19 protein-coding genes and 1 tRNA gene are annotated in these 22,038 nt (G+C 69.4%); 6 read left to right on the plus strand and 14 right to left on the minus strand.

The features are described 5' to 3' along the window. Window positions 1-1,248: a DUF1501 domain-containing protein gene (locus ACIA8L_RS53330; RefSeq protein ID WP_395917502.1), complete on the plus strand. Its 1,248-nt coding sequence runs from the start codon at window positions 1-3 to the stop codon at window positions 1,246-1,248. Window positions 1,249-1,385: 137 nt separating this feature from the next. Here ACIA8L_RS53330 and ACIA8L_RS53335 read toward each other — a convergent pair whose 3' ends face one another. From ACIA8L_RS53335 to ACIA8L_RS53345, 3 genes are all read right to left on the minus strand, one after another. Next, window positions 1,386-2,930 (minus strand): sugar transferase, encoded by a 1,545-nt coding sequence (locus tag ACIA8L_RS53335; RefSeq protein WP_395917503.1) that lies wholly within the window; start codon window positions 2,928-2,930, stop codon window positions 1,386-1,388. Window positions 2,931-2,970: 40 nt separating this feature from the next. Then, window positions 2,971-4,047 (minus strand): LCP family protein, encoded by a 1,077-nt coding sequence (locus ACIA8L_RS53340; protein ID WP_395917505.1) that lies wholly within the window; start codon window positions 4,045-4,047, stop codon window positions 2,971-2,973. A gap of 130 nt (window positions 4,048-4,177) precedes the next feature. Further along, window positions 4,178-6,277 carry an acyltransferase family protein gene (locus ACIA8L_RS53345; RefSeq protein WP_395917507.1) on the minus strand — a complete coding sequence of 700 codons (2,100 nt, stop codon included), beginning with the start codon at window positions 6,275-6,277 and terminating at the stop codon, window positions 4,178-4,180. A gap of 208 nt (window positions 6,278-6,485) precedes the next feature. On the opposite strand from ACIA8L_RS53345, the gene ACIA8L_RS53350 reads away from it, so the two are divergent. Then, a tRNA-Lys gene (locus ACIA8L_RS53350) sits at window positions 6,486-6,557 on the plus strand. Between the two features lie 229 nt (window positions 6,558-6,786). On the opposite strand, the gene ACIA8L_RS53355 is transcribed toward ACIA8L_RS53350, so the two are convergent. Then, window positions 6,787-6,909: a type II toxin-antitoxin system HicA family toxin gene (locus tag ACIA8L_RS53355; protein WP_395917509.1), complete on the minus strand. Its 123-nt coding sequence runs from the start codon at window positions 6,907-6,909 to the stop codon at window positions 6,787-6,789. Window positions 6,910-7,003: 94 nt separating this feature from the next. After that, entirely contained in the window at window positions 7,004-7,216 is a 213-nt protein-coding gene (locus tag ACIA8L_RS53360; RefSeq protein ID WP_395917511.1) for a hypothetical protein, read from the minus strand. A gap of 288 nt (window positions 7,217-7,504) precedes the next feature. Here ACIA8L_RS53360 and ACIA8L_RS53365 point away from each other — a divergent pair, with 288 nt between their 5' ends. Then, a complete protein-coding gene (locus ACIA8L_RS53365) occupies window positions 7,505-8,050 on the plus strand; it encodes an RICIN domain-containing protein (protein WP_395917513.1) in 546 nt (181 codons plus the stop codon). A gap of 59 nt (window positions 8,051-8,109) precedes the next feature. Here the strand turns inward: ACIA8L_RS53365 and ACIA8L_RS53370 are convergent, their stop codons facing one another. Next, window positions 8,110-9,195: an OmpA family protein gene (locus tag ACIA8L_RS53370; RefSeq protein WP_395917514.1), complete on the minus strand. Its 1,086-nt coding sequence runs from the start codon at window positions 9,193-9,195 to the stop codon at window positions 8,110-8,112. Next, on the minus strand, window positions 9,195-10,466 hold the full coding sequence (locus tag ACIA8L_RS53375; RefSeq protein ID WP_395917515.1) for a helix-hairpin-helix domain-containing protein: 1,272 nt from the start codon (window positions 10,464-10,466) through the stop codon (window positions 9,195-9,197). The genes ACIA8L_RS53370 and ACIA8L_RS53375 overlap by 1 nt, the downstream gene beginning before the upstream one ends. A 258-nt stretch (window positions 10,467-10,724) precedes the next feature. Here ACIA8L_RS53375 and ACIA8L_RS53380 point away from each other — a divergent pair, with 258 nt between their 5' ends. From ACIA8L_RS53380 to ACIA8L_RS53390, 3 genes are all read left to right on the plus strand, one after another. Next, a complete protein-coding gene (locus ACIA8L_RS53380; protein ID WP_395917517.1) occupies window positions 10,725-11,837 on the plus strand; it encodes an MBL fold metallo-hydrolase in 1,113 nt (370 codons plus the stop codon). Between the two features lie 138 nt (window positions 11,838-11,975). Continuing rightward, complete coding sequence (locus ACIA8L_RS53385) at window positions 11,976-13,037, plus strand: LacI family DNA-binding transcriptional regulator (RefSeq protein WP_395917519.1); 1,062 nt, start codon at window positions 11,976-11,978, stop codon at window positions 13,035-13,037. Between the two features lie 10 nt (window positions 13,038-13,047). Further along, on the plus strand, window positions 13,048-13,242 hold the full coding sequence (locus tag ACIA8L_RS53390; protein ID WP_395917520.1) for a hypothetical protein: 195 nt from the start codon (window positions 13,048-13,050) through the stop codon (window positions 13,240-13,242). A 181-nt stretch (window positions 13,243-13,423) separates the two neighbouring features. On the opposite strand, the gene ACIA8L_RS53395 is transcribed toward ACIA8L_RS53390, so the two are convergent. The 7 genes from ACIA8L_RS53395 to ACIA8L_RS53425 all read right to left on the minus strand — a co-directional run bounded on the left by ACIA8L_RS53395 (window position 13,424) and on the right by ACIA8L_RS53425 (window position 21,919). Beyond that, complete coding sequence (locus ACIA8L_RS53395) at window positions 13,424-14,932, minus strand: APC family permease (RefSeq protein ID WP_395917522.1); 1,509 nt, start codon at window positions 14,930-14,932, stop codon at window positions 13,424-13,426. A 27-nt stretch (window positions 14,933-14,959) separates the two neighbouring features. After that, window positions 14,960-15,586, minus strand: coding sequence for a GPP34 family phosphoprotein (locus ACIA8L_RS53400; RefSeq protein ID WP_395917524.1), 627 nt, complete (start codon window positions 15,584-15,586; stop codon window positions 14,960-14,962). Between the two features lie 171 nt (window positions 15,587-15,757). After that, window positions 15,758-16,354 (minus strand): DsbA family protein, encoded by a 597-nt coding sequence (locus tag ACIA8L_RS53405; protein ID WP_395917525.1) that lies wholly within the window; start codon window positions 16,352-16,354, stop codon window positions 15,758-15,760. 38 nt (window positions 16,355-16,392) lie between these two features. Next, window positions 16,393-16,782 carry a hypothetical protein gene (locus tag ACIA8L_RS53410; protein ID WP_395917527.1) on the minus strand — a complete coding sequence of 130 codons (390 nt, stop codon included), beginning with the start codon at window positions 16,780-16,782 and terminating at the stop codon, window positions 16,393-16,395. A gap of 32 nt (window positions 16,783-16,814) precedes the next feature. After that, window positions 16,815-19,196: an immune inhibitor A domain-containing protein gene (locus ACIA8L_RS53415; protein ID WP_395917529.1), complete on the minus strand. Its 2,382-nt coding sequence runs from the start codon at window positions 19,194-19,196 to the stop codon at window positions 16,815-16,817. 162 nt (window positions 19,197-19,358) lie between these two features. Then, window positions 19,359-20,018 (minus strand): Crp/Fnr family transcriptional regulator, encoded by a 660-nt coding sequence (locus ACIA8L_RS53420; RefSeq protein ID WP_395917531.1) that lies wholly within the window; start codon window positions 20,016-20,018, stop codon window positions 19,359-19,361. Beyond that, window positions 20,015-21,919 (minus strand): adenylate/guanylate cyclase domain-containing protein, encoded by a 1,905-nt coding sequence (locus ACIA8L_RS53425; RefSeq protein WP_395917533.1) that lies wholly within the window; start codon window positions 21,917-21,919, stop codon window positions 20,015-20,017. The genes ACIA8L_RS53420 and ACIA8L_RS53425 overlap by 4 nt, the downstream gene beginning before the upstream one ends. Window positions 21,920-22,038: the final 119 nt, after the last annotated feature.

Here is a 22,038-nt window from a genome sequence, read left to right on the forward strand (position 1 = left end):
ATGGACCTGTTGACCCGCCGCAAGTTCCTGATGGCCTCCGGCGTCGCCGGGGCCGTCGCCGCCGGCGCGGGCGCCGTCACCTGGAAGACGCTGATGAAGTCGGCGCCCGCCGACGGTCACGTGGCCGGGGCGAAAACCCCAAAGCTGGTGCTGCTGACCTTGTACGGCGGCAACGACGGACTCAACACGCTGGTGCCCTACAGCGATCCGCTGTACCACTCCCTGCGCCCCGGGCTGGCATACGCGCCGGAGCAGGTGCTGAAGCTGGACGACGAGTTCGGCTTCAACCCGGTGCTCAAGGGCATGCAGCGGCTCTGGAAGGACCAGCAGCTCACGGTCGTGCGCGGGGTGGGATACCCGCACCCGGACCGCAGCCACTTCCGCTCGATGGACATCTGGCAGACGGCATCGCCGACCCACCCCATCGACACCGGCTGGGTCGGCCGCTGGATGGACGCCAACGAAGCCCCGGCCGAGGCGGCCGTGAGCTTCGAATCCGTGCTGCCGCCGCTGCTGGCCGGGCGGACCCGCTCCGGAGCCTGCATGGGCATCGGCGGGCTCCAACTGCCGGACGGCATCACCACCGAGATGGTGTCGGCCTTCAGCCGCGACCGCCGCGACGACACGGCGATGCGGGCCCGCGCGGCCAACGTCTACGCCGACCTGATCCGGGTCGACGAGCTGGTCCGGGCCGCGGAGAAGACGGTGCCGTTCGACCCCGACGCGTCGAAGGACTCGTCCGCCACCGGCACCGGCGGCGCCAACGCCCTCGCCGCGCAGCTCGCGCTGGTCGCCCGGTGCATCGAGAGCAACGTGCCGACGCAGGTCTACTCGGTCAGCCTGGGCGGCTTCGACACCCACGCCGGGGAGCGGCCCGGCCACGAGCTGCTGCTCGGGCAGCTCGACAGCGCGCTCACCAACTTCGTGACCCGGATGGCCAAGACCGAGAACGGCCGCCTCGTGACGGTGGTGGTCTACAGCGAGTTCGGCCGGCGGGTGCGGGGCAACGCCTCGGAGGGCACCGACCACGGCACCGCGGGGCCGGTCTTCGTCGCCGGTTCGCGGGTGGCCGGGGGGTTCCTGGGGGAGCAGCCCAGCCTCAAGGACCTCGACGACGGCGACCTGAAGGCGACCGTCGACTTCCGGGACATCTTTGGCTCGCTGCTGGCGTCGGTGCTTGACGCGGAGCCGGCGAAGTTTCTGGAAGGCTATGAGGCGAAGCTGCTGCCGCTCCTGCGCCCGGAGTAGTGGTCGCGGCCGTCTGACGTCGCAGGGGTGCAGGGGGCGTGAGCCCCTTGCCCGGGGCGGGAGCGAAGCGGCCCCGGAATCCCCTACCGCTTTCGGCTTTTGCTCTTTCCGTTTTGTCCCTTTTGGCCGCCGTACCGCTATTTGCTGCCGCCGCCGCGGAACACTTCGCTGACGGTGCGGAGCACGACCTTGATGTCGAGCCACAGCGACCAGTTCTCGGCGTAATAGTTGTCGAAGCGCGCCCGGTCGGAGATCGGGGTGTCGCCGCGCAGGCCGCTGACCTGCGCCAGGCCGGTGAGGCCGACCGGCACCCGGTGACGCATCGAATACTCGGGGTGCTCGGCGCTGAACTGCTCGACGAAGAACGGCCGCTCCGGTCGCGGGCCGACCACGGTCATGTCCCCGCGCACGATGTTCCACAACTGCGGCAGCTCGTCGATCGACGTCTTGCGGATGAACCGGCCGACCGGGCCGACCCGCTTGTCGTTGGCGATCGACCAGTTGGTCTGCGACTCCTGCTCGTTCACCGGGCGCATCGAGCGGAACTTGAGCAGCTCGAAGGGCACGCCGTTGAGCCCGATCCGCTCCTGCCGGAAGATGATGCCGCGGCCGCCCTCGAGCCGGACCGCGATCGCGGTCAGCAGCAGCAGCGGGCTCAGCACGATGAGGATGATGCCGCTGACGATGAGGTCGAAGGCACGCTTCGCCCAGCGCTGCAGCCCGGTCAGCGAGGTGCTCCGGATGCGCACGACCGGGATCGCGCCGATGTGGTCGGAGATGCCCTGCGTGCGGGTGCCCCACATCCTCGGCACCACCCACAGGTCCCGGGACGAGCAGAGCGGCAGGTGCAGCGTGTCCATGAGCTCCGGCTCCGGGCACTCGGTGTCGGCCACGATGATGACATCGCAGTTGACGACCGGGATGATCTGCTCGATCTCGTCGAGCGTCCCGATCGGCACCATCGGCCCGGTCGCCTCCGGGATGTCGACGCTGCCCGCGAAGCGGAGCCCGTATTGCGGGTAGCGGCGCACCAGGCGGGCCAGCTCGAGCGCGGTCGGGCCGCTGCCGATGATCAGCGCGTTGTGCTCCACCCAGCGATTGCGGCGGGCCAGGACCGTGAGCGCCAGCGTCAGCGTGCGGCCCAGGATGACGAGCGGACCGGCGACCGCCACCGACCGCAGGAGGCTGGCGACATAGTCGAGCGAGTCGTGCCGCAGCGCCGCGATGATGGCCACGACGGCCGCCGAGGCGAGCATTCGCACGCACAAGCCGGGCAGCTCGTCGAGGATGCTCACGTGCCGGCGGGGCCGGTAGTGACCGCCGACGGCGAAGATGATCACCGTCAGCGCGGCGGTGAAGATGGTGCCCTTCCAGTACGCATAGGTGAACAGCAGCGGCGAGCACAGGGCCAGCAGGTCCACCGGCGCCGTCAGCATCCAGGCGCGCAGCGACCGGGTGCGGCTGGACCGGGTCGAGATCGCATACGGCAGGACCGTCGTGGAGATCGACGGCTTCGGCCGGCCCGCGGGCCGGCTTCGCTGGTCGGCCGGCTCGGCGCCGCCCGACCGCTGCCGCGGCACCCCGGTCGACTCCGCCGGCGGCCCGGAGCCGACGACCGGCAGCTCGGTCGTCTCGTCGAGACGCGCGTGCTTGCCGTAGGGGGGAAGATCATTGGCAATCAACGGTTTGCTCCCCGTGGACGGTGAATGCCGTGCCGAACCGTTACTTCTTCTGCGGCGTTGCCAGGATCTCTTTGACGGAGTCGCGGCGGACCGCGTCGAACAGGGTCTTGTCGGCCTCGTTGTCCGCGTAGACGACGCTCTCGCTGCCCTCCATGCCGGTCCCCTTCGTCGGAACGGTGATGAAGGTGAGGCCCTCGCCGCGCACGCCCTTGAGCTCGTTGGCCATGTCGAAGATGGACAGCGTCTGGTCGACGGAGACGGCATTGGCGGTCGCGCGGAGGAAGCTGTTGAGCTTCGTCGGACTGCTCAGCAGCCCGCCGGACGAGGCCTTGTCCAGGATCGCCCGGATGACCTGCTGCTGGTGGCGGATGCGGGCGAAGTCGCCGTCGGCGAACTGCTTGCGCTGCCGGGAGTAGTCAAGGGCCGTGGCGCCGTCCATCTGCGTGACGCCCTTGGTGAACTGCCGGTAGGGCGGGTGGATCGACTTGAAGTTGGACTCGACGTCGATGGTGACACCGCCGAGCGCGTCCACGATCTGTTGGAAGCCGGAGAAGTCGATGATGACGACGTGGTCGATGCGCACACCGCTGAACTGCTCGACGGTCTGGACCATGAGCGGCAGGCCGCCCCAGGCGTAGGAGGCGTTGATCTTCGCCGTCCGGCCGCCGTTCTTGCCGTCCTGCGACTTGGGCACGGGCACCCAGGTGTCGCGCGGGATCGAGATCAGCTGGGCGCTGCTGCGGTCCTGCGGAATGTGGGCCACGATGATCGTGTCGCTGCGCGAGCCGCTGGTGCTGTCCGGGTCGCGGGAGTCGCTGCCGAGCAGCAGCAGGTTCTTCGCGTCGGCGGCGGCGGCCGGCTTCTGCGGGCGGTTCTCCTCCGGCACGCCGTTGAAGGCGTCGACGCGGTCGATGCCCTTCTCCACGGAGCGCGCGTAGAGCCCGAGGGCGACGGTCGACGCGCCGACGACCATGAGCAGGGCGGTCAGGACGATGAGGGTGATGCGCCAGCCGCGCTTCATCCGCTTCTTGGGACGGGGTGCCGGCTTCTCGCCCAACGCCTCTTGGCCGTCGAGCTGCTCGGTGACACTCTCCGTGATCCTGGACCGCGATGGCATGGGCGCATCATAGTGAGACAACTTGCATGACGGTGCCCTGCAAAAACGGCCATACGCGTACAATTTTCGCGAATTTCGCGGTCAATGTGACAAAAATATCGCGGCTTTGCCCGGCGCGGCGGTTTGAAGATCAACCGGCGGCCGCGTCGTGCACGGCCTTGGCTACGTAGGGTCCGAGCGTGCGGCTGAACGTCCCGGTGATGTGCCCCACCGTGTCCCGATACGCGATCACGTTGCCGATCACGGCCGGGCAGACCTTCGCGTCGCAGAAGAACGGCCGCAGGTCCACGACCGCCGCCCCCGGCACCTGAGCCGCCGCCGCGACCAGCGCGTCGGTCTCCGCGTAGGCCCGCGACACCGGGGTGCCGCAGTCGTTGCCCCGGACGGAGAAGTTGACCCGCCGCACGCATTGCAGAGCGGCGTCGGTGACGCCCGGGTTGTCGAGCACGACCACGATCTTCGTCCCGCGGGCGGCGACGGGTTTCCAGGCCTCGGCGTACATCCGCGAGACCCAGGCTTTGTCCTTGGCCGTCTTCTGGCGGGCCGCGGTGACGATGACGATGTCGTAGCGCGGACCGGAGACCAGCCGCTGCTGGATGTCGCGCATCGCCGCGTCGCAGCTGCTGCCGGTGCCGGAGCGGATCCACTGGCAGCCCCAGCCGACGTAGCTGTCGAGCTTCCACCGCAGCGCCGGCAGCTGGGTGCGCAGCCCCGGCAGCAGCATCGCGGCGTGACTGTCCCCGAGCAGCGCGACCGACAGGGTGCCGGTGCCCGCCTCGCCGTAGGAGCAGGTGCGCATCGGCGACTTCTCGGCGATCCAGCAGTCGAACGCCCCCGCGGTGTCCTTCGTCAGGTCGGCCGGCGCCGGCAGCACGAAGTTCCCCTGCACCTTGGGGCAGCCCAGGCTCGCGTCGCGGACGGCCGCGCCCAGGCACCGATCCGCGCCGGCCGGCGGCTTGGCGTCCGCCGGCGTCGCGTTCCACACCGGCGCGGCCGCGCCGACGGCCACGACCAGCAGCAGCCCAACAGCGATGGCACCGGGCCGCAGGACGGCGAACCGATGCGGCCGGGGCGCCCGATGCGCCGCCGGCCGGGCCGGCGCCGGCGCGGCCGTCCGGCGGCCCCAGGTGGCCTTGCGCAGCGGGTCCTCGACGCCGTGATAGGAGGCCACGGACAGTGCGGCGATGACGACGGCCGCGATCAGGTAGTAGGACAGGCTGTCGCTGGGCATGAGCGCCGCCAGCAGCACGACGACCGGGAAGTGCCAGAGGTAGAGCGAGTAGGAGACGTCGCCGATGTACCGGCTGACCGGGTTGGTGAGCGGCCACAGATAGGGCTGGTCACCGCCGGCGCCGGCCGCGATGACCAGGGCGGTGGCGAGCACGGGCAGCGCCGCCCACGGTGCCGGGAAGCCGGGCGCCGCCGGGACGACGAACAGCGACACCACGATGCCGGCCAGACCCAGCCAGCCGAGCACCGTGCGGACCGCCACCGACCGGATGGCCAGGGCGCCGCCGAGGACCGCGACGAGCGCGCCGACACCGAGCTCCCAGGCGCGGGAGAACGTCGAGAAGTATGCGACCGTCGGCGCGGCGTGGGTCTCCCACATCGCCCACCCGAACGAGCCGACGGTGATCGCCCCGATCGTCGCGCCGATCACCAGCCGCCGGGTACGTGGCCCCCAGGCCAGGCGCCGAACCCCGACCAGCAGGATGCCGAGCATCAGCCAGGGCCACACGACGTAGTACTGCTCCTCGACGGCGAGAGACCAGAAGTGCTGTACCGGCGACGGCGGCAGCCCCTCCTGGAAGTAGTCGGTACCTTCCCGGGCGAAGCGCCAGTTGGCCACGAACAGCACCGACGCGCGCACGTCCCGCACCATCTGCCCGAACCGCACCGCGTCGAGCAGGAAATACCCGGCGACGACAGTACTGGCGAGCACGAGCACTGACGCCGGAATGATCCGCTTTATCCGCCGAACATAGAAACCACGAAACGAGATCGTCCCGGTACGGTCATGCTCGCGCAGCAGCAGCGACGTGATGAGGTATCCGGAGATGACGAAGAAGACATCGACACCGACGAACCCGCCCGACGGCTGACGCAGCAGGTGGTCAGCGATCACGGGGAGCACCGCCACCGCCCGCAACCCCTGCACGTCGGGCCGGAACACACGCGGCTTCGACACCGGCACCGCCCGCCCCGGCCCCACCACCTGCTCCTCCGTCATGCCCCCGACCGACATCGGACCCCGTCTCCCCTCCGCGCAGCACGCCCGCCGTGCCGGTGGGCGCGCAGAGAGTGTGCCGCATCGTGATCGCAGACCACCAGAGAGCCCCGCGCCGCCAGGCCGTTCAGAGGCCTCTGAACTGCGCAAACGTCGATAGCCGGAAAGTCGTTGCAGGCACGGGCGGGGCGCCCGGTACCCTGTAAACCTCGGGCTGCTAGCTCAATGGCAGAGCTGCGGACTTTTAATCCGTAGGTTCAGGGTTCGAGTCCCTGGCGGCCCACGCTGTATCTCTGCGCGTTCCGCGCGGCGGGGGTGCCCACCCGCGGCCCCCATGGCCGCTGCGCGTCCACTGGCTGCGCTGACGCTGGCCAGCTCACCGGCTCCCATTGCGGGTCAGAGCTGCTTCAGAGCCGACGCCGGATGCGACCGACCATCACGTCCAGGTCGACGGGCTTCCAGTGCGCCGATCCGCTGAGCTGATGCCGGCGGGCAGGCCGATTGCGAGGTCGTTACAGGGCGAGTTGGTCGATCGTCAGACCCACATCGTTGAGGATGCCGCGGAGCGTGCCTTTGGCCACGTCGCGATTGCCGTGGACCGGGACCGTGGTGCCGCGTCCATCCGGGTGCCGCATGATGTGGTGGCTGCCGCTGACCCTTGCCGCGTTGAAGCCTTGACGCTCCTGTGCTTGACGACACGAGCGCCTGGAACTGGCGGGACTGGCGGCATCAAGCGGCCAGGGTGATGGACAGTTCGCGGGGAACACCGAACTCCTCGATCAGGCCCAGGAGCGCCTCGCGGAGGTCCTCCAGCGCCGCGTCCTCGGTGTCGCCCTCGCCGTGGGCGCCGACGCCGGGGCGGAGTTGTGCGTGAGCGCACCAGACCCCGTCTTCGTCACGTTCGACGACGACCGGCACGGTGACGGTACGCGGTTCTGCCATGCCACAACCATAACGTCGCCGGCGGGCGGGCCGCGAGGACGACGGGATTGCCAGCGGAGTTGACAGGTGGCGCCGATCGAACCGCGCATCAGGTCCGTGAACCGCCGGGCGGCGCTTGGAAACGCGGGGTACGGCGGTTTTCGGTTGTCCCTCGCCTGCTCGTTGACCTGCCGTTCAAACGATAAGTAAACCGGAATCCAACGTTGCCGTGTAAGGCTCCCCGCACGTTTTCTGAATGGGGGATTTCACGTGCTTCGAAAGCGACTCGTTCAATCTGTGATCGCGTTGGTGCTGCTTGGCCTGGTGACGGTGCTGCCGCAGGCGCCGGCGCAGGCGGCCGGGAATGTTTACGGGCCCTATTTTTTGATGAATTGGAACTCCGTCACCGGGGCCGCGCAGTGCCTGGCTGACCCGGGCGCGAGCACGGGCAACAACGTCCAGCAGATTCTGTGGAACTGCGGCAGCAGCGGTCAGAAGTTCAGCAACGAGACCGCCGTGACCAATACGGATTACTGGACCTTCAACTACGCCAACGGCAAGTGCCTGGCTCCGCAGTTCTCCTCGTACGGGGCGGCGATCGTCCAGACCGGGTGCACCACCGCGACCACTGGACGGTGGGCCTACGACAAGGTCAGGGACAGCAGCAATCCCATCTGCGTCACGTTCCCGAGCACCGGCGTGCAGCACTGCACGACCCTGGCCTTCAGGATCCGTAACCTCAACAGCGGCATGTGCATCGCCTCGCAGCTTGACCAGGTGACGGCCGGCACGAAGCTGGTGCAGTACTACTGCGACGACCGGTACACCAACGTCTGGCTGCAGTTCGCGGCCTGACCGGAAAACGCGCGGTCCACGCCGCCCGCGGATGGGCGGCGTGGACCGGCTGGCCGTCGTTACTGCTGGACGATGAACTCGACGCGGCGGTTGACGGAGTTGGCGGCCGGGTCGGTGCCCTGGACCTTGGGGCGGCTCTCGCCGAAGCCCTTTGACGTCAGGCGGTCGGCGGCGATGCCCAGGGAGACCAGGTTGTCCAGGACTGTGCGGGCGCGGGTTTCGCTCAGGGTCTGGTTGCGCTCCGCGGTGCCCGTCAGGTCGGTGTGGCCCTCGATGCTCACCTTGATGTTCGGGTTGGCCTTGAGGATCGACGCCGCGTTTTCGACCACGGCTCGGCCCTGTGGGGTCAGGGTGGCGCTGTTGTTCTCGAACTCCACCGTCGGCAGGGCGACCAGCTGCGTCTGGACCTGCTCGGGGGCGGCGGCCTGGCCCACGACCAGCTCATTCTTCACGGAGCCGGACTTCGCGGCGGCCTTCGCGGCCGTCTCCGCCCGGTCCTTGACGTCCTGTGACGGGACCGTGCCGGTCAACGTGATCACGTTTTCGGTCAGGTCGACGACCCCGGCCTTGGTGTCCTTGCCCAGGGCGGAGATGACCGCGCCGAGGCCGGCGAGGTCGGTGTCGGCGGCGGTGCGGGCCGCGTCGACGGTGATGGTGTCCTGGACGTTCTCCGCGCCGAAGGCCGCCTTCGCCGCGTCGGCCAGCTTGGTGTGGTCGCTCTCGGCCGGCACGGTGCCGGTCAGCGTGACCTTGCCGCTGTCCACCAGGAGCTTCACCGACACCGATTTGAGCTGCTGCTGTACCGCCGGCGTATCGGTCTTCGGCGGAGCCTGGACCTCGACCACACGGACGCCGTCGATGGCCAGGGTGACGTCGCGGGCCTTGTCCTTCTCGTCGGCCGAGCCCACCTTGACGGTGCCGTCGCGGCCCACGAACGTGACGTCCGCGTCGATGCCGGCATTGGTGAGCGCGACCTTCGTGCGGTCGGTGAGGTTGTCCTCAATGGAGTGTCGGTGCGGCACCTCGGTGGCGACGGCCAGCGCCAGGAGGCCGACGACGGCCACGCCGATCGGGATCCAGGGGTTTCGCTTGCGCACGACCCAGCGCGAGCCGCTGGTCGTGGTCGTCCGGGTCGTACCCGCCATCAGGACCGTCCGGTGTCGCGGCCGGCCACCAGCCGCCGGGTGAGGTCGGCGAAGCCCTCCTCGTCCCCGTCGGCGAGGTGCCGGGCCTGCCGGGCCCACGTCACGATGCTGGGCGCGAACCGCAGGCCGGCCGCCTCGATCATCGAGCGCAGCGTGTCGACGTCGGCGTCGGCCAGCTGCCGGTAGGTCCGGATGCCACCCGCGATGAGGGCCGCGGACATCTTCGGCCCGATGCCTTCGATCCGCCGCAGGTTGTCCGGCTCGACGTTCTCAACCGCCACCGCCTGTGCCGGAACAACCACCGGCGCTTCCGCAACGACGGGCTCGGGCTCAGCCGCGAAGGGTTCTTCAACAACGGGCTCGGGATCTTCAACATCCGGCTCGGGCTCAGGCTCAACCGCGACAGGCTCAGGCGTGACGACAACCGGCGCGGGCTCTTCAACAACCGGCGCGGGCTCTTCAACAACCGGCTCAGGCTCGGCAACGGGGGTTTTGGCGGTGACCTCGCGGCCCGCGATCAAGCGGGTGGTCAGAGCCTTGAAGCCGGCCTCGTCCCCGTCGGCCAGCAGCCGGGCCTGCTGCGACCACGTCCCGATGCTCGGCGCGAACCGCAGGTTGGCCCGCTCCAGCGCGTTTTCCAGCTCACCGCGGTCGGCCGCGGCCAGCTGGGAGTAGGTCGAGATGCCGGCCGCGCGAAGGGCCGCCGCGATCTTCGGCCCGATGCCCTCGATGCGCTCCAGCTCGTCAGCCGGGGCCGGCTCTTCTTCGGCCGCGAAGGCCGACTCGACGTCCGCCACCAGGGCCGCGTCAACCGGCTCCGGCTCGGAATCAGCCGCTTCGACAACGGGCTCCGACTCGACCGCGACCGGCTCAACGGCGACCGGCTCAACAGCGACCGGCTCTTCAACGACCGGCTCGGCCTCGACAACCGGCTCCGGCTCAAGCTCGACAACCGGCTCTTCAACAACCGGCTCAGGCTCAGACGAATGCTCGGCCAGCACGACCGGCGAAGGGGCAGGCTCGGCCACCGGCTCCGGGTCGGCCAGCGCCGCCGCGATCGGGGCCGCGGTGACGGGAGCCGGCTCGGCCGCCGAAGCGGTGACCGACGAGGACGCCGATGAGGAAGCGGCGGGCGAGGAGGAAGTGATGGACTCGGACGAAGAGGAGCGGACCCGGCGCAGGCGCAGGCCCCACCAGAGGTAGCCGACCAGCAGACCGAGCAGGAAGGCGAGCAGAATCAATAGGAGTGACTGGCCGGTGTACCAGACCACGAAAGGCCTCCGGGGGCGAAGTGACCTACGCGTCGCAAGCGCGTGAAGAGGAAGTTTGCGGGCAGCCTTCCATACCTGGTGAGCGCGCAACAGAGGGGCCGGACCGGGTCGTCATCGCGTCGAAGAGCCGGCCGAAAGACGTTTTCGCAGATAGCGGGCCTTCGAAGGGGCTCATCCGGTGTCCGTCCGACCGGAGGGCCGAGAGAAAATCGAAACGGACGGGTGCTGAACCTCACCACAACTGGAGGCGACGGAGTAATGGGGAAGACGACTCGGGTGCTTGCCTGGACCGCGGTGGCCGCCGCGGCCGGTGGCGTCGCGTGGGCTCTGCGTGACCTTCCGGCGCAGCTGGGCGCGGTCCCGGCGGGGGCGCGGGCGGACCGGATGCGGCGCTCGCCGCAGTACGGCGACGGGCGGTTCGTCAACACCGTGCCGGCCGACATCCTCCCGCCGCATGCGATGCGCGACGCCTTCGTCGAGCTGCTCACGGGCAAACAGCGCCGCAAGCCGCTGGGCGCGATCCCGGTGCGACGGCCGGAGCTCGGCGGGCGGCTGGACCCGGACGGGCTGCACGTGACCTGGCTGGGGCACTCGACGGCCCTGGTCGAGATCGAGGGCGTCCGCGTCCTGTTCGACCCGGTGTGGAGCGACCGCTGCTCGCCGACCTCGTTCGCGGGGCCGAAGCGCCTGCATGCGGTACCGCTGCCGATTGATGAGCTGCCCCGGATCGACGCCGTGGTCATTTCGCACGACCATTACGACCACCTGGACTTCGCGTCGATCAAAGCACTGCAAAAAACCCAGCAGGCGCCTTTTCTGGTACCGCTCGGCGTCGGCGCGCACCTGGAGCGCTGGGGCGTCCCGGAGGACCGCCTGGTCGAGCTGGACTGGGACGAGTCGGCCGAGGTGGGCGGGGTCACGCTGACGGCGACCGCAGCCCGGCACTTCTCCGGCCGCAAGTTCACCCGCGACGGCACCCTGTGGGCGTCGTGGGTCGTGAAGGGGGCGCGCCGGAGCCTGTTCTACACGGGTGACTCGGGCTACTTCGACGGCTACAAGCGCATCGGTGAGCAGCACGGCCCGTTCGACGCGTCGCTGATCCAGGTCGGGGCCTACAACGACGCCTGGCCGGACATCCACATGATGCCCGAGGACGGCGCCAGCGCACATCTCGACGTGCGGGCGCGGGTGCTGATCCCGCTGCACTGGTGCACCTTCAACCTGGCTCTGCACGCGTGGTCGGAGCCGGTCGAGCGGCTGACCGAGGAGGCTCGGGCCCGCGACATCGAGCTTGTCATCCCGCGCCCAGGTGACCGGGTGAACATCGACGCGTTACCGGCTCTTGAACCGTGGTGGCGCGCTATTGCGTGACGTTTAAATCCGCAGCTCAGACCACGTGTTGCGGCTCACCTGCCAGGACCCGACAAATCCCTGGCCGGGCTCCGGGCGGCGGCGTACTGTATCGATACAGAAGGACTGAATCGATGCAGAGGGGAGGGATCACTGATCATGGCGGCCACGCTGCAGACCATCGCCGACGAGCTGGGCGTGTCGCGGAGCACCGTCTCCAACGCCTACAGCCGGCCGGATCAGCTCTCCCCCGAGCTGCGGTCCCGGATCCTCGCGGCGGCCGAGCGGCTGGGCTACTCGGGCCCCAACCCGACGGCCCGGTCGCTGCGCCGGGGCAAGGTCAACGCGATCGGTGTGCTGCTCACCGACAACCTGTCGATGGCGTTCACCGACCCTTACGCGGTGGCCTACCTGCGCGGGCTGGCCGAGGCCGCCTCGCCCCGTGAGACCTCGCTGCTGCTGCTCAACCTGCCCAAGGACGAGGAGGCCGGCCGGCGGGTGGTCAGCAACGCCGCCGTCGACGCGTTCTGCCTCTACTGCGTGCCCGACTGGCACGGCGCGCTGGAGCTGATCCGGGCCCGGGGCGTGCCGATCGTGATCGGCGAGGACCCGGAGGCGTTCGGCCCCGACGCCGGCTACGTCGGCATCGACGAGCGCGCGGCCGCGCGCCGGCTCGGCGACCACATCGCCCAGCTCGGCCACCGCGACGTCGCGATCGTCGCGCACTGGATCGTGCACGGCGGCGTGACCGGCCCGGTCGACGCCGACCCGGACGCGCTGCGCTACTACGTCACCGGCCAGCGGGTGCGCGGGTTCCGCGACGCCCTGCTCGCGGCCGGTGTGCCGTGGGAGCGGGTGCTGCTCATCAACGCGGCCGACAACGGCCGCGACGAGGGCGCGGCCGCGGCCGCACACGCGCTGGACCGGCTGGACCGGGCCACCGCGATCCTGACCACCTCCGACGTCCTCGCGCTCGGCGTGCTCGACGCGCTGCGCGTGCGGGGCCTGCGCCCCGGCCGGGACGTTTCGGTCACCGGCTTCGACGACATTCCCGAAGCCGAGCCGGCCGGCCTCACCACCATCCGCCAGCCCAGCGTCGAGCGCGGGCGGCTGGCGGGCGAGCTCCTGCTCGACCCGCCCGAAGACCCGGCGCAGCGCCACCTGACGCTGCCCGTATCCCTGGTGGTCAGAGCGACCACCGGGCCCAACCACCAGATCTAGGAGAACTGTGATGACCCCCATCGCGATGTTCGTCTCGCTCGAGGCCGTCCGCGCCGAGGCCCACTCCGCGCTGCCGAACGCCCCGGTCGTCGACGACCGCCGCCCGGAGTCGGCCACGATGAAGAAGGTGCGCGGCTTCACCGCTCGCACGCTGCGCGCGGCCGCCGACCGAGTCGAGCCCACGCCGGCCCTGACCTACGGCTAAGTTCCGGCGCCCGGTAACGATGGGCGGACCCAACCACGGGTGCCGCCCGGCTACCAAGCGCCCGGTAAGTGGTACCGGCTTGTGAACCGACGCCGGTGCTGAAGCAGTCGAGGGAGACAGACCACCGTCTGTCTCCCTCGCTGTTTGTGCGGCCTCAGGGCAGTACCCCCGAAAAAAAGCACTAATGCACTTCTGCCGACTCCAGCGGCTCGAGCCGGGCGGTGTTCGCGCGGGCGCCGAGGCCGATCGCCTCATAGTCCTGGCGGTTCAGGGCGCGCAGGATCAGCGCCCAGATGATGCCGATGACCGCGGCCACCCCGTAGGCCGCCGGGAACGCCCAGACCGCGGCGTTCTCGGTGCCGGGCGCGAAGCCGAGCAGCAGGCCGAAGTTGTCGAAGACCTGCCACATCACGTAGGCGAGGGCGAGCGTGGCCAGGATCGGGGCGATGAGCCGGGACCAGGCGCCCTCCCCGCGGCCGTCGCGGATGAAGTAGAAGATCACCGAGAGGGACGTGGCCGCGACCAGCAGCAGCACGCCGACGCCGCCGGCGGTGCCGAGCCAGAAGAACAGGTTGACCAGCGGGTCCCAGCCGGCCACGGCGAACAGGACCACCACGGCCGCCGCGATGATCGTCTGGAACAGCGAGCCGGCCATCGGGGCGCCCGAGCGGGCCCGGGTGCGGCCGAAGAACGACGGGAGCACCCGCTCACGGCCGAGCGCGAACGCGTATCGGGCGGTGGTGTTGTGGTAGCTCAGCGCGGCCGCGGCGATGCTGGTGATCAGCAGGACCGTGCCGACGTCGCCGGCCCAGCTGCCGCTGGCCGCGATCAGCGCCGGGAAGAACGGGCCGCCCGTGTCGAGCGAGTCCCGGGCCTGGGCGACGGTCTGGTCGACGCCCATGCTCGCGGAGGCCGCCCAGCTGGTGAGCGAGTAGGACAGGAACATCACCGCGAGGCCGAGGAAGGTGGCCAGGGCCACCGTGCGGTTCTTGCTGCGGGCCTCCTCGGCGAAGACCGGTGCCGCCTCGAAGCCGACGAACGCCGTGGTCGCGACCGCGAAGGCGGGGCCCGCGCTGTCCTGCAGCGCGCTCCACGTCCACGGCTCGAAGCTGAGCGAGCCGCCGGCCGGGTGGCTGAAGAAGATGACGTCGAAGATCGTCACCACGATCAGCTCGGCGCCGAGCAGGATCATGAGGACCTTGCTGTTGACGTCGACGCGCAGCAGGCCGAGGACCGCGACGAAGAGCCACAGCACCAGCGCGACGACCCACCAGTTGACCTTGAGCTGCGCCTTGTCGGCCAGGAACTGGGAGAGGAAGGCGCCGAACGCACCGTACAGGCCGACCTGCAGCAGGTTGTAGGCGATCAGCGCGACCATCGCGCCGCCGACGCCCAGCGGCCGGCCGAGGCCCTGCGCGATGTACGAGTAGAAGGCGCCCGCGTTGGTGATGTGCCGCGACATCGCGACGTAGCCGAAGCTGAACAGCGCCAGGATCACCGCGATGATCAGGAAGGCGAGGGGGAAGCCGGTCGTGCCGACCACGCCCCAGCCGGTCGAGACGAGCGCGCCCACGACCATCAGCGGCGCGGCCGCGGTCAGGGCGAACATGATGACGGACGGCACACCCAGGCGGTCGCGGGCCAGCGCCTGGGATACCACGCTGGGCCGCGCAGGCGGCGGTACGGACATCGATCCTCCAAGGGGGTTTTGCGGGTGCTACCCGCGTTGTGACAGCACCGCGTCGCCGACCGCCGACTCGACCTGCAGGACCAGGTCGCGCAGCGGCGGCGGCAGGGCGCCGACCGTGTGTTGGACGCGGCGGCCACCGCCGGGCTCGCCATCCCAGAGGACGTGCCCGGTCAGGCCGGTCGCATCGGCGAGCCCGGCCAGGGTCGCGTCGGCCACGCGCATCGGTTCCGAGCCGGTGATCAGCCGCCGCAGCCGCACCACGCGGCCGGTCGGGAGGTTGACGTCGACCGGCAGCCATCGGGTGGAGGAGCGCAGCAGCCGCCGCACCTGGGTCTGCTCCACCAGGCCGACCCGGGCCAGCCGGGCCCCGACCTGCTCGACCGCGGTCCGGCCGAGGAACTGCAGCCAGGTCCGCACCTCGCGGTGCTGCACCTCGGCGATCATCGTGGCCAGGTTGGTGTGCGCGAGCGGGTCCGGCGGAGGCTCCCCGCTCAGCACCCGCAGCCGCGCACCCTCGACCGTGATCCGCTGGTCCAGCACCAGCTCACCGAGCATCGCCCCGGCCAGCCCGGTCTCCACCGCGCGGGCGGACAGCCGCGACCGGCCGTCCCGGTCGTCGTGCGCAATCAGAAAGAAGTCATCGGCCAGCAGCATCGACCGTGTACCTCGTCACCCAATCATTCGGCCCAACGCCCCGGGGTCCCCGAAACCCGAGATAACGACAATTAGGGCCCGAAAGACCGTGCGACCCAACGCGAAAGCATGCACTGCGCATTGACGGACCGCAACACCTCGATCGCAAAATCGGAGTTACGCCCGTAATGATTACCGCATTGACTGTCCGGAATTTCCCGAAGCGGGTGGTACTGCGGCTTCGGCGGCCTCGTCCACGGCCTCCAGAAGATCGCCCAGGGCGTAGCCGCCGTCGTGGCGGACGCCGTTGAGGAAGAATGTCGGGGTGCCGCCCACCCCGCTGCGCACACCGCCGACGAGATCCCGGCGGACCCGGTCCAGGTATAGGTGGGCGCCGACCTCGTCACCGATCTCGGCCGCGGGCAGCCCGAGCCGCTCGACGCCGACCATGAGCCGGCGCGGGTTGATCCCCTCCTGGTTGGCGAACAGCCAGTCGCGCATCGGCCAGAAGGCGCCCCGCTCGGCGGCCGCCTCGGCCACCTCGGCCGCGAGGTCCGCGTAGGGGTGCACGTTCGTCAGCGGGAAGTGCCGGAAGGTGTACCGGACCCGCGCACCGCGCAGCCGGAGCAGGTCCCGCAGGATCGCGTAGGTCATGGCGCAGTACGGGCACTGGAAGTCGCCGTACTCGACCAGCGACACGGGCGCGTTGGCCGGACCGAGCGTGTGGTCGTCGGGGCCGACCGGGACCGTCAACCGGGGCACGGTGACCTGGAAGGGCGTGGTGGTCATGCCTCAAACGGTTCGCCACGAGCGGGCGTGAGGCGTCACTAGACCAGGGCGACGCTCGACACCAGCAGCGGGCTGCCGGTGCAGCCGGTCTCCCGATTCGGGTCGGGGACGCCGGTGGCCTGCACCCGCTGACCGTCGCGCAGCTGGGCCGCGGCCGGGCCGATCAGCACCCAGTTGAGCTGCTCGGTGACCACCTCGACGCACGTGCCGGTGATGCGCACCGTGCCCTTGGCGACGACCTGCTGAAAAGCGTCAAGGGGCGGCTCGGAGAGGGTTTTCAGCGGGCGCGGTGTGGTCGGCGCGGGATTTGACGGTACCAATGCCGCTTGATCGGTCTTTTCCGTTTTCTCGGTTTTTTCGGTTCTTTCGCCGCACCCCGCCAGCAGCGCAACGGCGAGGAGGAGGCCCAGGGTGGCTTTCATACCCACTTGGACCTCCTCCCGCGTAGTTCGGTTCCCGATCAGCCGATAACCAGGACCGCCTGCGACGTGCCGTTCTCCAGCAGCGCGAAGATCTTCACGCCGTTCTTCTGAACCTTGACGCCGTAGAAGGTGTTGGTCGCCGGGTACTCCCGGTAGTAGCTCTTGCTGTCGTCGAACAGCGGGTTACCCCACTGGCCGCCCAGCGTGCTCGGCGTGTTGGCCGCCCCCGAGTGCAGGGTGAACGAGTCCGTCTTCGCGAACGAGAACGGCGCGTCGAAGCCCTGGATGCGCGGCCGCCACGGCGTGCCGTCCGGCTTGAGCATCAGGTCCGGGTGCGAGTCGATCGGCAGGATCTCGCCCTCACCGGGGTGCTGGCTGGTGTTGTTGTCGGTCTGCGAGAGGTCCCAGTAGGTGACCAGCAGGCCGGTCTCGTACGGGAAGTGCTCGACCCACTGCGGCTTGTCAGCGAAGCCGAAGTTGTACGGGCCGGTCTTCATGTACTTGTCGAACGACTCGTACGTGCGGTGCGAGGCGATGTAGTAGTTGTCGTACTCGTTGGTCAGCGACGCGCCGACGGCGGTGAAGCCGACCGCGGTCCAGCCGTTGAGCCCGTTCTCGGCACCGTCGGCGAACACCGTGGTGCCACCGTTGGTGATCTTGATGTCGTCGGCGAAGAAGCCGAGACCACCGGCGGCGATGTCGGTCGAGTAGCGGAAGCGCAGCCCGACCGTCTTGCCCGCGAACGCGGACAGGTCGAACGTCGCCGGCACCCAGCCGTTGCTCTTGTCGTCGATACCGCCCGGCTCTTCCGGCGCGTTGCTGATCGAGCCCGTGATCGGCGTGAAGCCGGCGCCGCTGTCGACCTCGACATAGGCGTAGTCGCACTTGTCGGTGCCACACTGCTCGATGTCCCAGTTGGCCTGGAACGTCAGCGATGTGGTCCCGGCCGGGATCGCAACGCTGCGGGTCAGCGTGTTCTCGAGCGAGTCGCCCTTGCCGCTCCACCACGACTTGGTGCCCTCCGGCGGTGTCGCCAGCTGCGTCGTGACCTTCTTCTTCGGCAGGTTGACGATGACCGCCTGGTCCTTCTTGCTGTTGTACTCGTGCGGGCCGAGGTCGACCAGCTTGGTCTGCCCGGTCTTGACGGTCGTGTAGTCCAGCCAGCCCAGCTGCAGCTTGTCCCACGCGCCGAGGTCGGCCGCACGGGTCGCGATCCCGTTGTCGCTGGGCAGGCTGACCCGGCTCTGCGCCATGATGGTCCACCAGCTCACCGGGTTCTCGGCGTTGCCGCCGGCGCCCGAGGTGTCGTAGTGGTCCGGCAGGCCGAGGTCGTGGCCGTACTCGTGGGCGAAGACGCTCAGGCCGCCGTTCTCCGGCTGCATCGTGTAGTCGCTGACCCACAGGCCGGTGGTGCCGACCTGCACGCCACCGCGCTTGTTGTTCGCCGGGCCGGTGGTGTTGTTCGAGAAGGCCTTCGACCGGTGGCTCCAGATCGCGTCCTCACCGAAGATCGGATCACCGTCGGCCTGGTCGCCGCCGGCGTGGACGATCTGGAAGTGGTCGATGTAGCCGTCGGGCTCGTTGAAGTCGCCGTCGTTGTCGTAGTCGTTGCGGTCCCACTGGTCGTATGAGGCCAGCGTCGCCTTGATGTCGGCGTCCGACTTGCCCTGCGCGTGCTGCGAGTCGACCCAGGCCTGGATGCCGTCCTGGACGAGGTTGTAGCTGTTGCTGCAGATGTTGGCCGTGCAGACCTTCGTCGGGTCGCCCACGTAGTTGCTGCGGCCGTAGCGGGCCTCGTTGTAGGGGACCTTCACCCAGTCCGAGACCATGCCCTCGACGCTGTACCGGCCGGAGGACTGCTTCTCGTAGTACGTCTTGAGCGACTCCACTCCGTTGCCGGAGGCGAAGTACATGTTCTCGAAGTACTGCTTGCTGAAGTCCGCGCGCCAGATGGTCGAGTTGTCCTTCGAGCGGTCCGGCTGCGGAATCTGGTTGTGCAGCGGGCCGTCGAACTTCTGCGGGCCCGGGATGGCCGGGTTGGTGTCCTGGTCCGGGTAGCCGTCGGCCCGGCCGTTGCCGAACTCGGCCAGCACCACGAAGATCTTGTCGGTCTTCTCCCGGCCCAGCTCGACGTACTTGTCGACGTGACCCCGGCGGCGATCGGCCTTGCCGACCTGGACGACCGTGCTCGCGCCTCGCTTCTGCGGCGTCGCCTGACCCTTGAGCACCTGCGAGATGGCCACCTCACGGGTGTCTCGCGATTTCTGCTCGTCGGCGGTGATCAGCTCGTCGGAGGGCGACGAGGCGTCGAAGGTTGGTGCCTGCTTCGCCGGCACGGCCTGGGCCGCACCCCCGCCGACGAACACCCCCATCCCCGACGCGAGCGTGAGACTCAGCAGTCCCACGGTCAACTTACGCACAGGTACCTCCCTGGTGGGGCAATCAACACCGAGGCCCTGCGTCGATGCCTCGATGCACCTGTCGCGGAAGACTAGGTGTTCATCGTGGCGCTCGAAGATCAACAGTGGGGTATGCGCATAGTTGCAAGGGTCAACGCGAGGGTGTACCCCCGTCATCTTCGCTCATTGAGCCCGATCCCTGAGGGCATCGAGATCATGGACGACCACGTGGAGTCGCCCGGTCTGGATCAAGCCCTCCTCACGCAGCGTGCGCAACGCCTTCGTCACCGCCTCGCGCGACGAGCCCGTCCAGCCGGCCAGCTCGTCCTGCGACAGCGGCAGACTGATCCGGATCCCCTCCTCCGGCGTCTGCTCGCCGAACCGCTCCGCCAGCTCGACCAGCCGGGCCGCCACCCGCCCCGTCGTGTCGAAGGCGCCGAACTCGATCCGCTTGCGGTCGGCGTCGCGCAGGCGGCGGGTGAGCTCGCGCATCAGCAGGAACGAGATCCGGGCGTGCCCCAGGAGGTACCGCTCGAAATCGGGGGACGGCACCGAGAGCGCCGTGACCGGCTCCAAGGCCGTCACGCTGGCCGACATCGGCCCGCCGTCGATCGCCGACAGCTCGCCGAGCAGCGCGCCCGGCCCCCGCACCGCCAGCACCACCTCCGTGCCCGACGCCGTGTCGGACGAGACCTTGACCCGCCCGGCCCGCAGAATCACCACCGCCTCCGAGCGACTCGCCTCCCGGAAGATCACCGCGCCCCGCCGCCACTGCCGGCGATGCCCCGCCGCCTCCAACGCGGCCTGCTCGTCGGCGTGCAGAAGATCGAAGAACTCGGTCACGCCAGCGCCTCCACCACGTAAGCCCGTACCGTCTGCACGCGCCCCTTCACCTCCAGCTCGCCCAGCGGCGTGGCGGTGACCTGCTTGGCGATCGCGTCATAGGTGACCCCGCCGATCACCACCTGCCCCGGCTCGGCGATCGTCTGCAGCCGCGCCGCCACGTTCACCGCGTCGCCCATCGCGTTGAACCCGCGCAGCAGCTCACTGCCGATGTTGCCGACCAGCGCCGGCCCGGTGTTGGCCCCGACCCGGAACCGCGGCCAGTCCGGGTGCCCCTCCGCGATCTCCCGCACCGCGTCCTGCATCTGCAGCGCCGCCCGCACCGCCCGGGCCTCGTGATCGTCCTGCCGCGCGGGCGCGTTGAACAGCGCCAGCAGCGCATCGCCGACGAACTGCACGATCGTCCCGCCATTGTCGAGAATGCACGGGACAGCGACGCCGTGATACCGATTGAGCATCTCCACGATGTCGCCCGGCTCGACCGCCTCGGAAAACGTCGTGAAGCCGCGCAGATCCGCGAACAATGCCGTGACGTCGACGAGCCGCCCGCCGAGCGCCGCCTGGTCCGGATCGGCGAGCAGCGCGGCCGCCACGTCCGGGGACATGTACTGGCGGAACAGGGTGGAGAGTTCGCCGTACAGCCGCGCGTTCTCGAGCCCGATCGACAGCTGGTGCGCGAGCGTCTGCCGGACCTCCGGCCGGATCTTGTCACTGATGGCGACCGCCCCGGCCAGCTGACCCTTGACCGTCAGCGGGAGCGCACCGTCGAGTTTTTCCAGCGTTCCGTCGCTTTTCAGGGCGATTTCGATGGTACCGAATGAGTCTCGGACGGTCTCGATCGTCTTGCGGATGAACTCGTCCTCGCCCGTCTGCACTTCCGCCTGCTCGCCCACTGCCACCAGCGACTTGAGCTGCCCCGACAGCTCCCGCTCGGCGACCAGGGCGGCGGCCGCCCGGTCCAGGATCTCGGCCTGCTTCTCGGTCAGCCCGAACCGCTCGGCCATCCGCGCCGCCAACCGCTCCGGCGCCGCCCCCTGCTCCGACTCCTGCAGCGCGGCCACGAGTTCCTCCAGCGCTTTTTCATACTGCTGCCTGATCTGGCGGTTGGTCGCGGCCAGCGCGATCCCGTCGAAGAGGCCGGCGGCGCTTCCTTCGCGGCGGTACTGCACGTAGGCGCTGTAAGCCACGAAGAGGAACGCGGCGGTCAGGATGAGGTGCCACTCCCACCACGACAGCCGCCACTTGTCGGCCAGCGTCACCGTCACCATGGCCTCGGCCAGCAGCACGAACGAGGTGACGACCGAGATCAGCACGGCGCTCGGACTCTTCTTGTACAGCAGGTAGAACCGAATCGCGGCCACCGCATACAGCACGACGGCCGCCCATGACACCCAGACCAGCGGCCCCTCGACGTCGCGGATCTGATCCTGCCGCGACAACGGCGGCAGGTCCGACAGCGACCACACGATCCACACGAACAGCAGCAGCCCGAGCGCGATCCGCAGGCCCGACTGCCACCTCGTGATCGTGCCCGGCAGCCTCAGCGACGACAACACCGCCAGCACCGACCCGATGATCAGCCCGACCGCCATCGACTGGTCGAAGCCGGCGTTGGGGTGCCCGATGAGCACCCCCGGCGTGGCGAGCGCGTGCGCGAAGAGGAACCCGGCCGCGGCCAGGAACACCAGCGACACGAGGAACAGCCGCCCATCGCCCCGCCGCTTCGCCGCGACACTCATCGCCACACCGACGACGACGTTGATCGCCGCCACCACCATGACGAGCCAGAAGTGCGCCTCGTGGTGCTGCCAGATCTCGTCGGCGCCCGGCTGGCTGAGCAGCAGCCAGAGCCCGACGAGCGGCAACGCGAGATGCGCCGCCCAGACGATGACGCGTGGCATCTCAGCCCCCTGGATCTTGTCTTTGCTCGTTCGGACATCGGCCGCGATAAGGGTCGCATCTCCGCCGTCGATCTGGTCGGTCTCGTTCTGGACATTCACGGCATCCCGGTTGTGCGTCT

The organism is Dactylosporangium sp. NPDC051541, from assembly GCF_044454505.1.
Classification (GTDB): Bacteria; Actinomycetota; Actinomycetes; order Mycobacteriales; family Micromonosporaceae; genus Dactylosporangium.

Coding starts and splice junctions, on each gene's coding strand:
- ACIA8L_RS53380 (WP_395917517.1), top strand. CDS start 10,725: ATGGGGAAGACGACTCGGGTGCTTGCCTGGACCGCGGTGGCCGCCGCG.
- ACIA8L_RS53345 (WP_395917507.1), bottom strand. CDS start 6,277: ATGACGGAGGAGCAGGTGGTGGGGCCGGGGCGGGCGGTGCCGGTGTCG.
- ACIA8L_RS53355 (WP_395917509.1), bottom strand. CDS start 6,909: ATGCGGCACCCGGATGGACGCGGCACCACGGTCCCGGTCCACGGCAAT.
- ACIA8L_RS53360 (WP_395917511.1), bottom strand. CDS start 7,216: ATGGCAGAACCGCGTACCGTCACCGTGCCGGTCGTCGTCGAACGTGAC.
- ACIA8L_RS53370 (WP_395917514.1), bottom strand. CDS start 9,195: ATGGCGGGTACGACCCGGACGACCACGACCAGCGGCTCGCGCTGGGTC.
- ACIA8L_RS53330 (WP_395917502.1), top strand. CDS start 1: ATGGACCTGTTGACCCGCCGCAAGTTCCTGATGGCCTCCGGCGTCGCC.
- ACIA8L_RS53405 (WP_395917525.1), bottom strand. CDS start 16,354: ATGACCACCACGCCCTTCCAGGTCACCGTGCCCCGGTTGACGGTCCCG.
- ACIA8L_RS53385 (WP_395917519.1), top strand. CDS start 11,976: ATGGCGGCCACGCTGCAGACCATCGCCGACGAGCTGGGCGTGTCGCGG.
- ACIA8L_RS53390 (WP_395917520.1), top strand. CDS start 13,048: ATGACCCCCATCGCGATGTTCGTCTCGCTCGAGGCCGTCCGCGCCGAG.
- ACIA8L_RS53340 (WP_395917505.1), bottom strand. CDS start 4,047: ATGCCATCGCGGTCCAGGATCACGGAGAGTGTCACCGAGCAGCTCGAC.
- ACIA8L_RS53425 (WP_395917533.1), bottom strand. CDS start 21,919: ATGCCACGCGTCATCGTCTGGGCGGCGCATCTCGCGTTGCCGCTCGTC.
- ACIA8L_RS53395 (WP_395917522.1), bottom strand. CDS start 14,932: ATGTCCGTACCGCCGCCTGCGCGGCCCAGCGTGGTATCCCAGGCGCTG.
- ACIA8L_RS53400 (WP_395917524.1), bottom strand. CDS start 15,586: ATGCTGCTGGCCGATGACTTCTTTCTGATTGCGCACGACGACCGGGAC.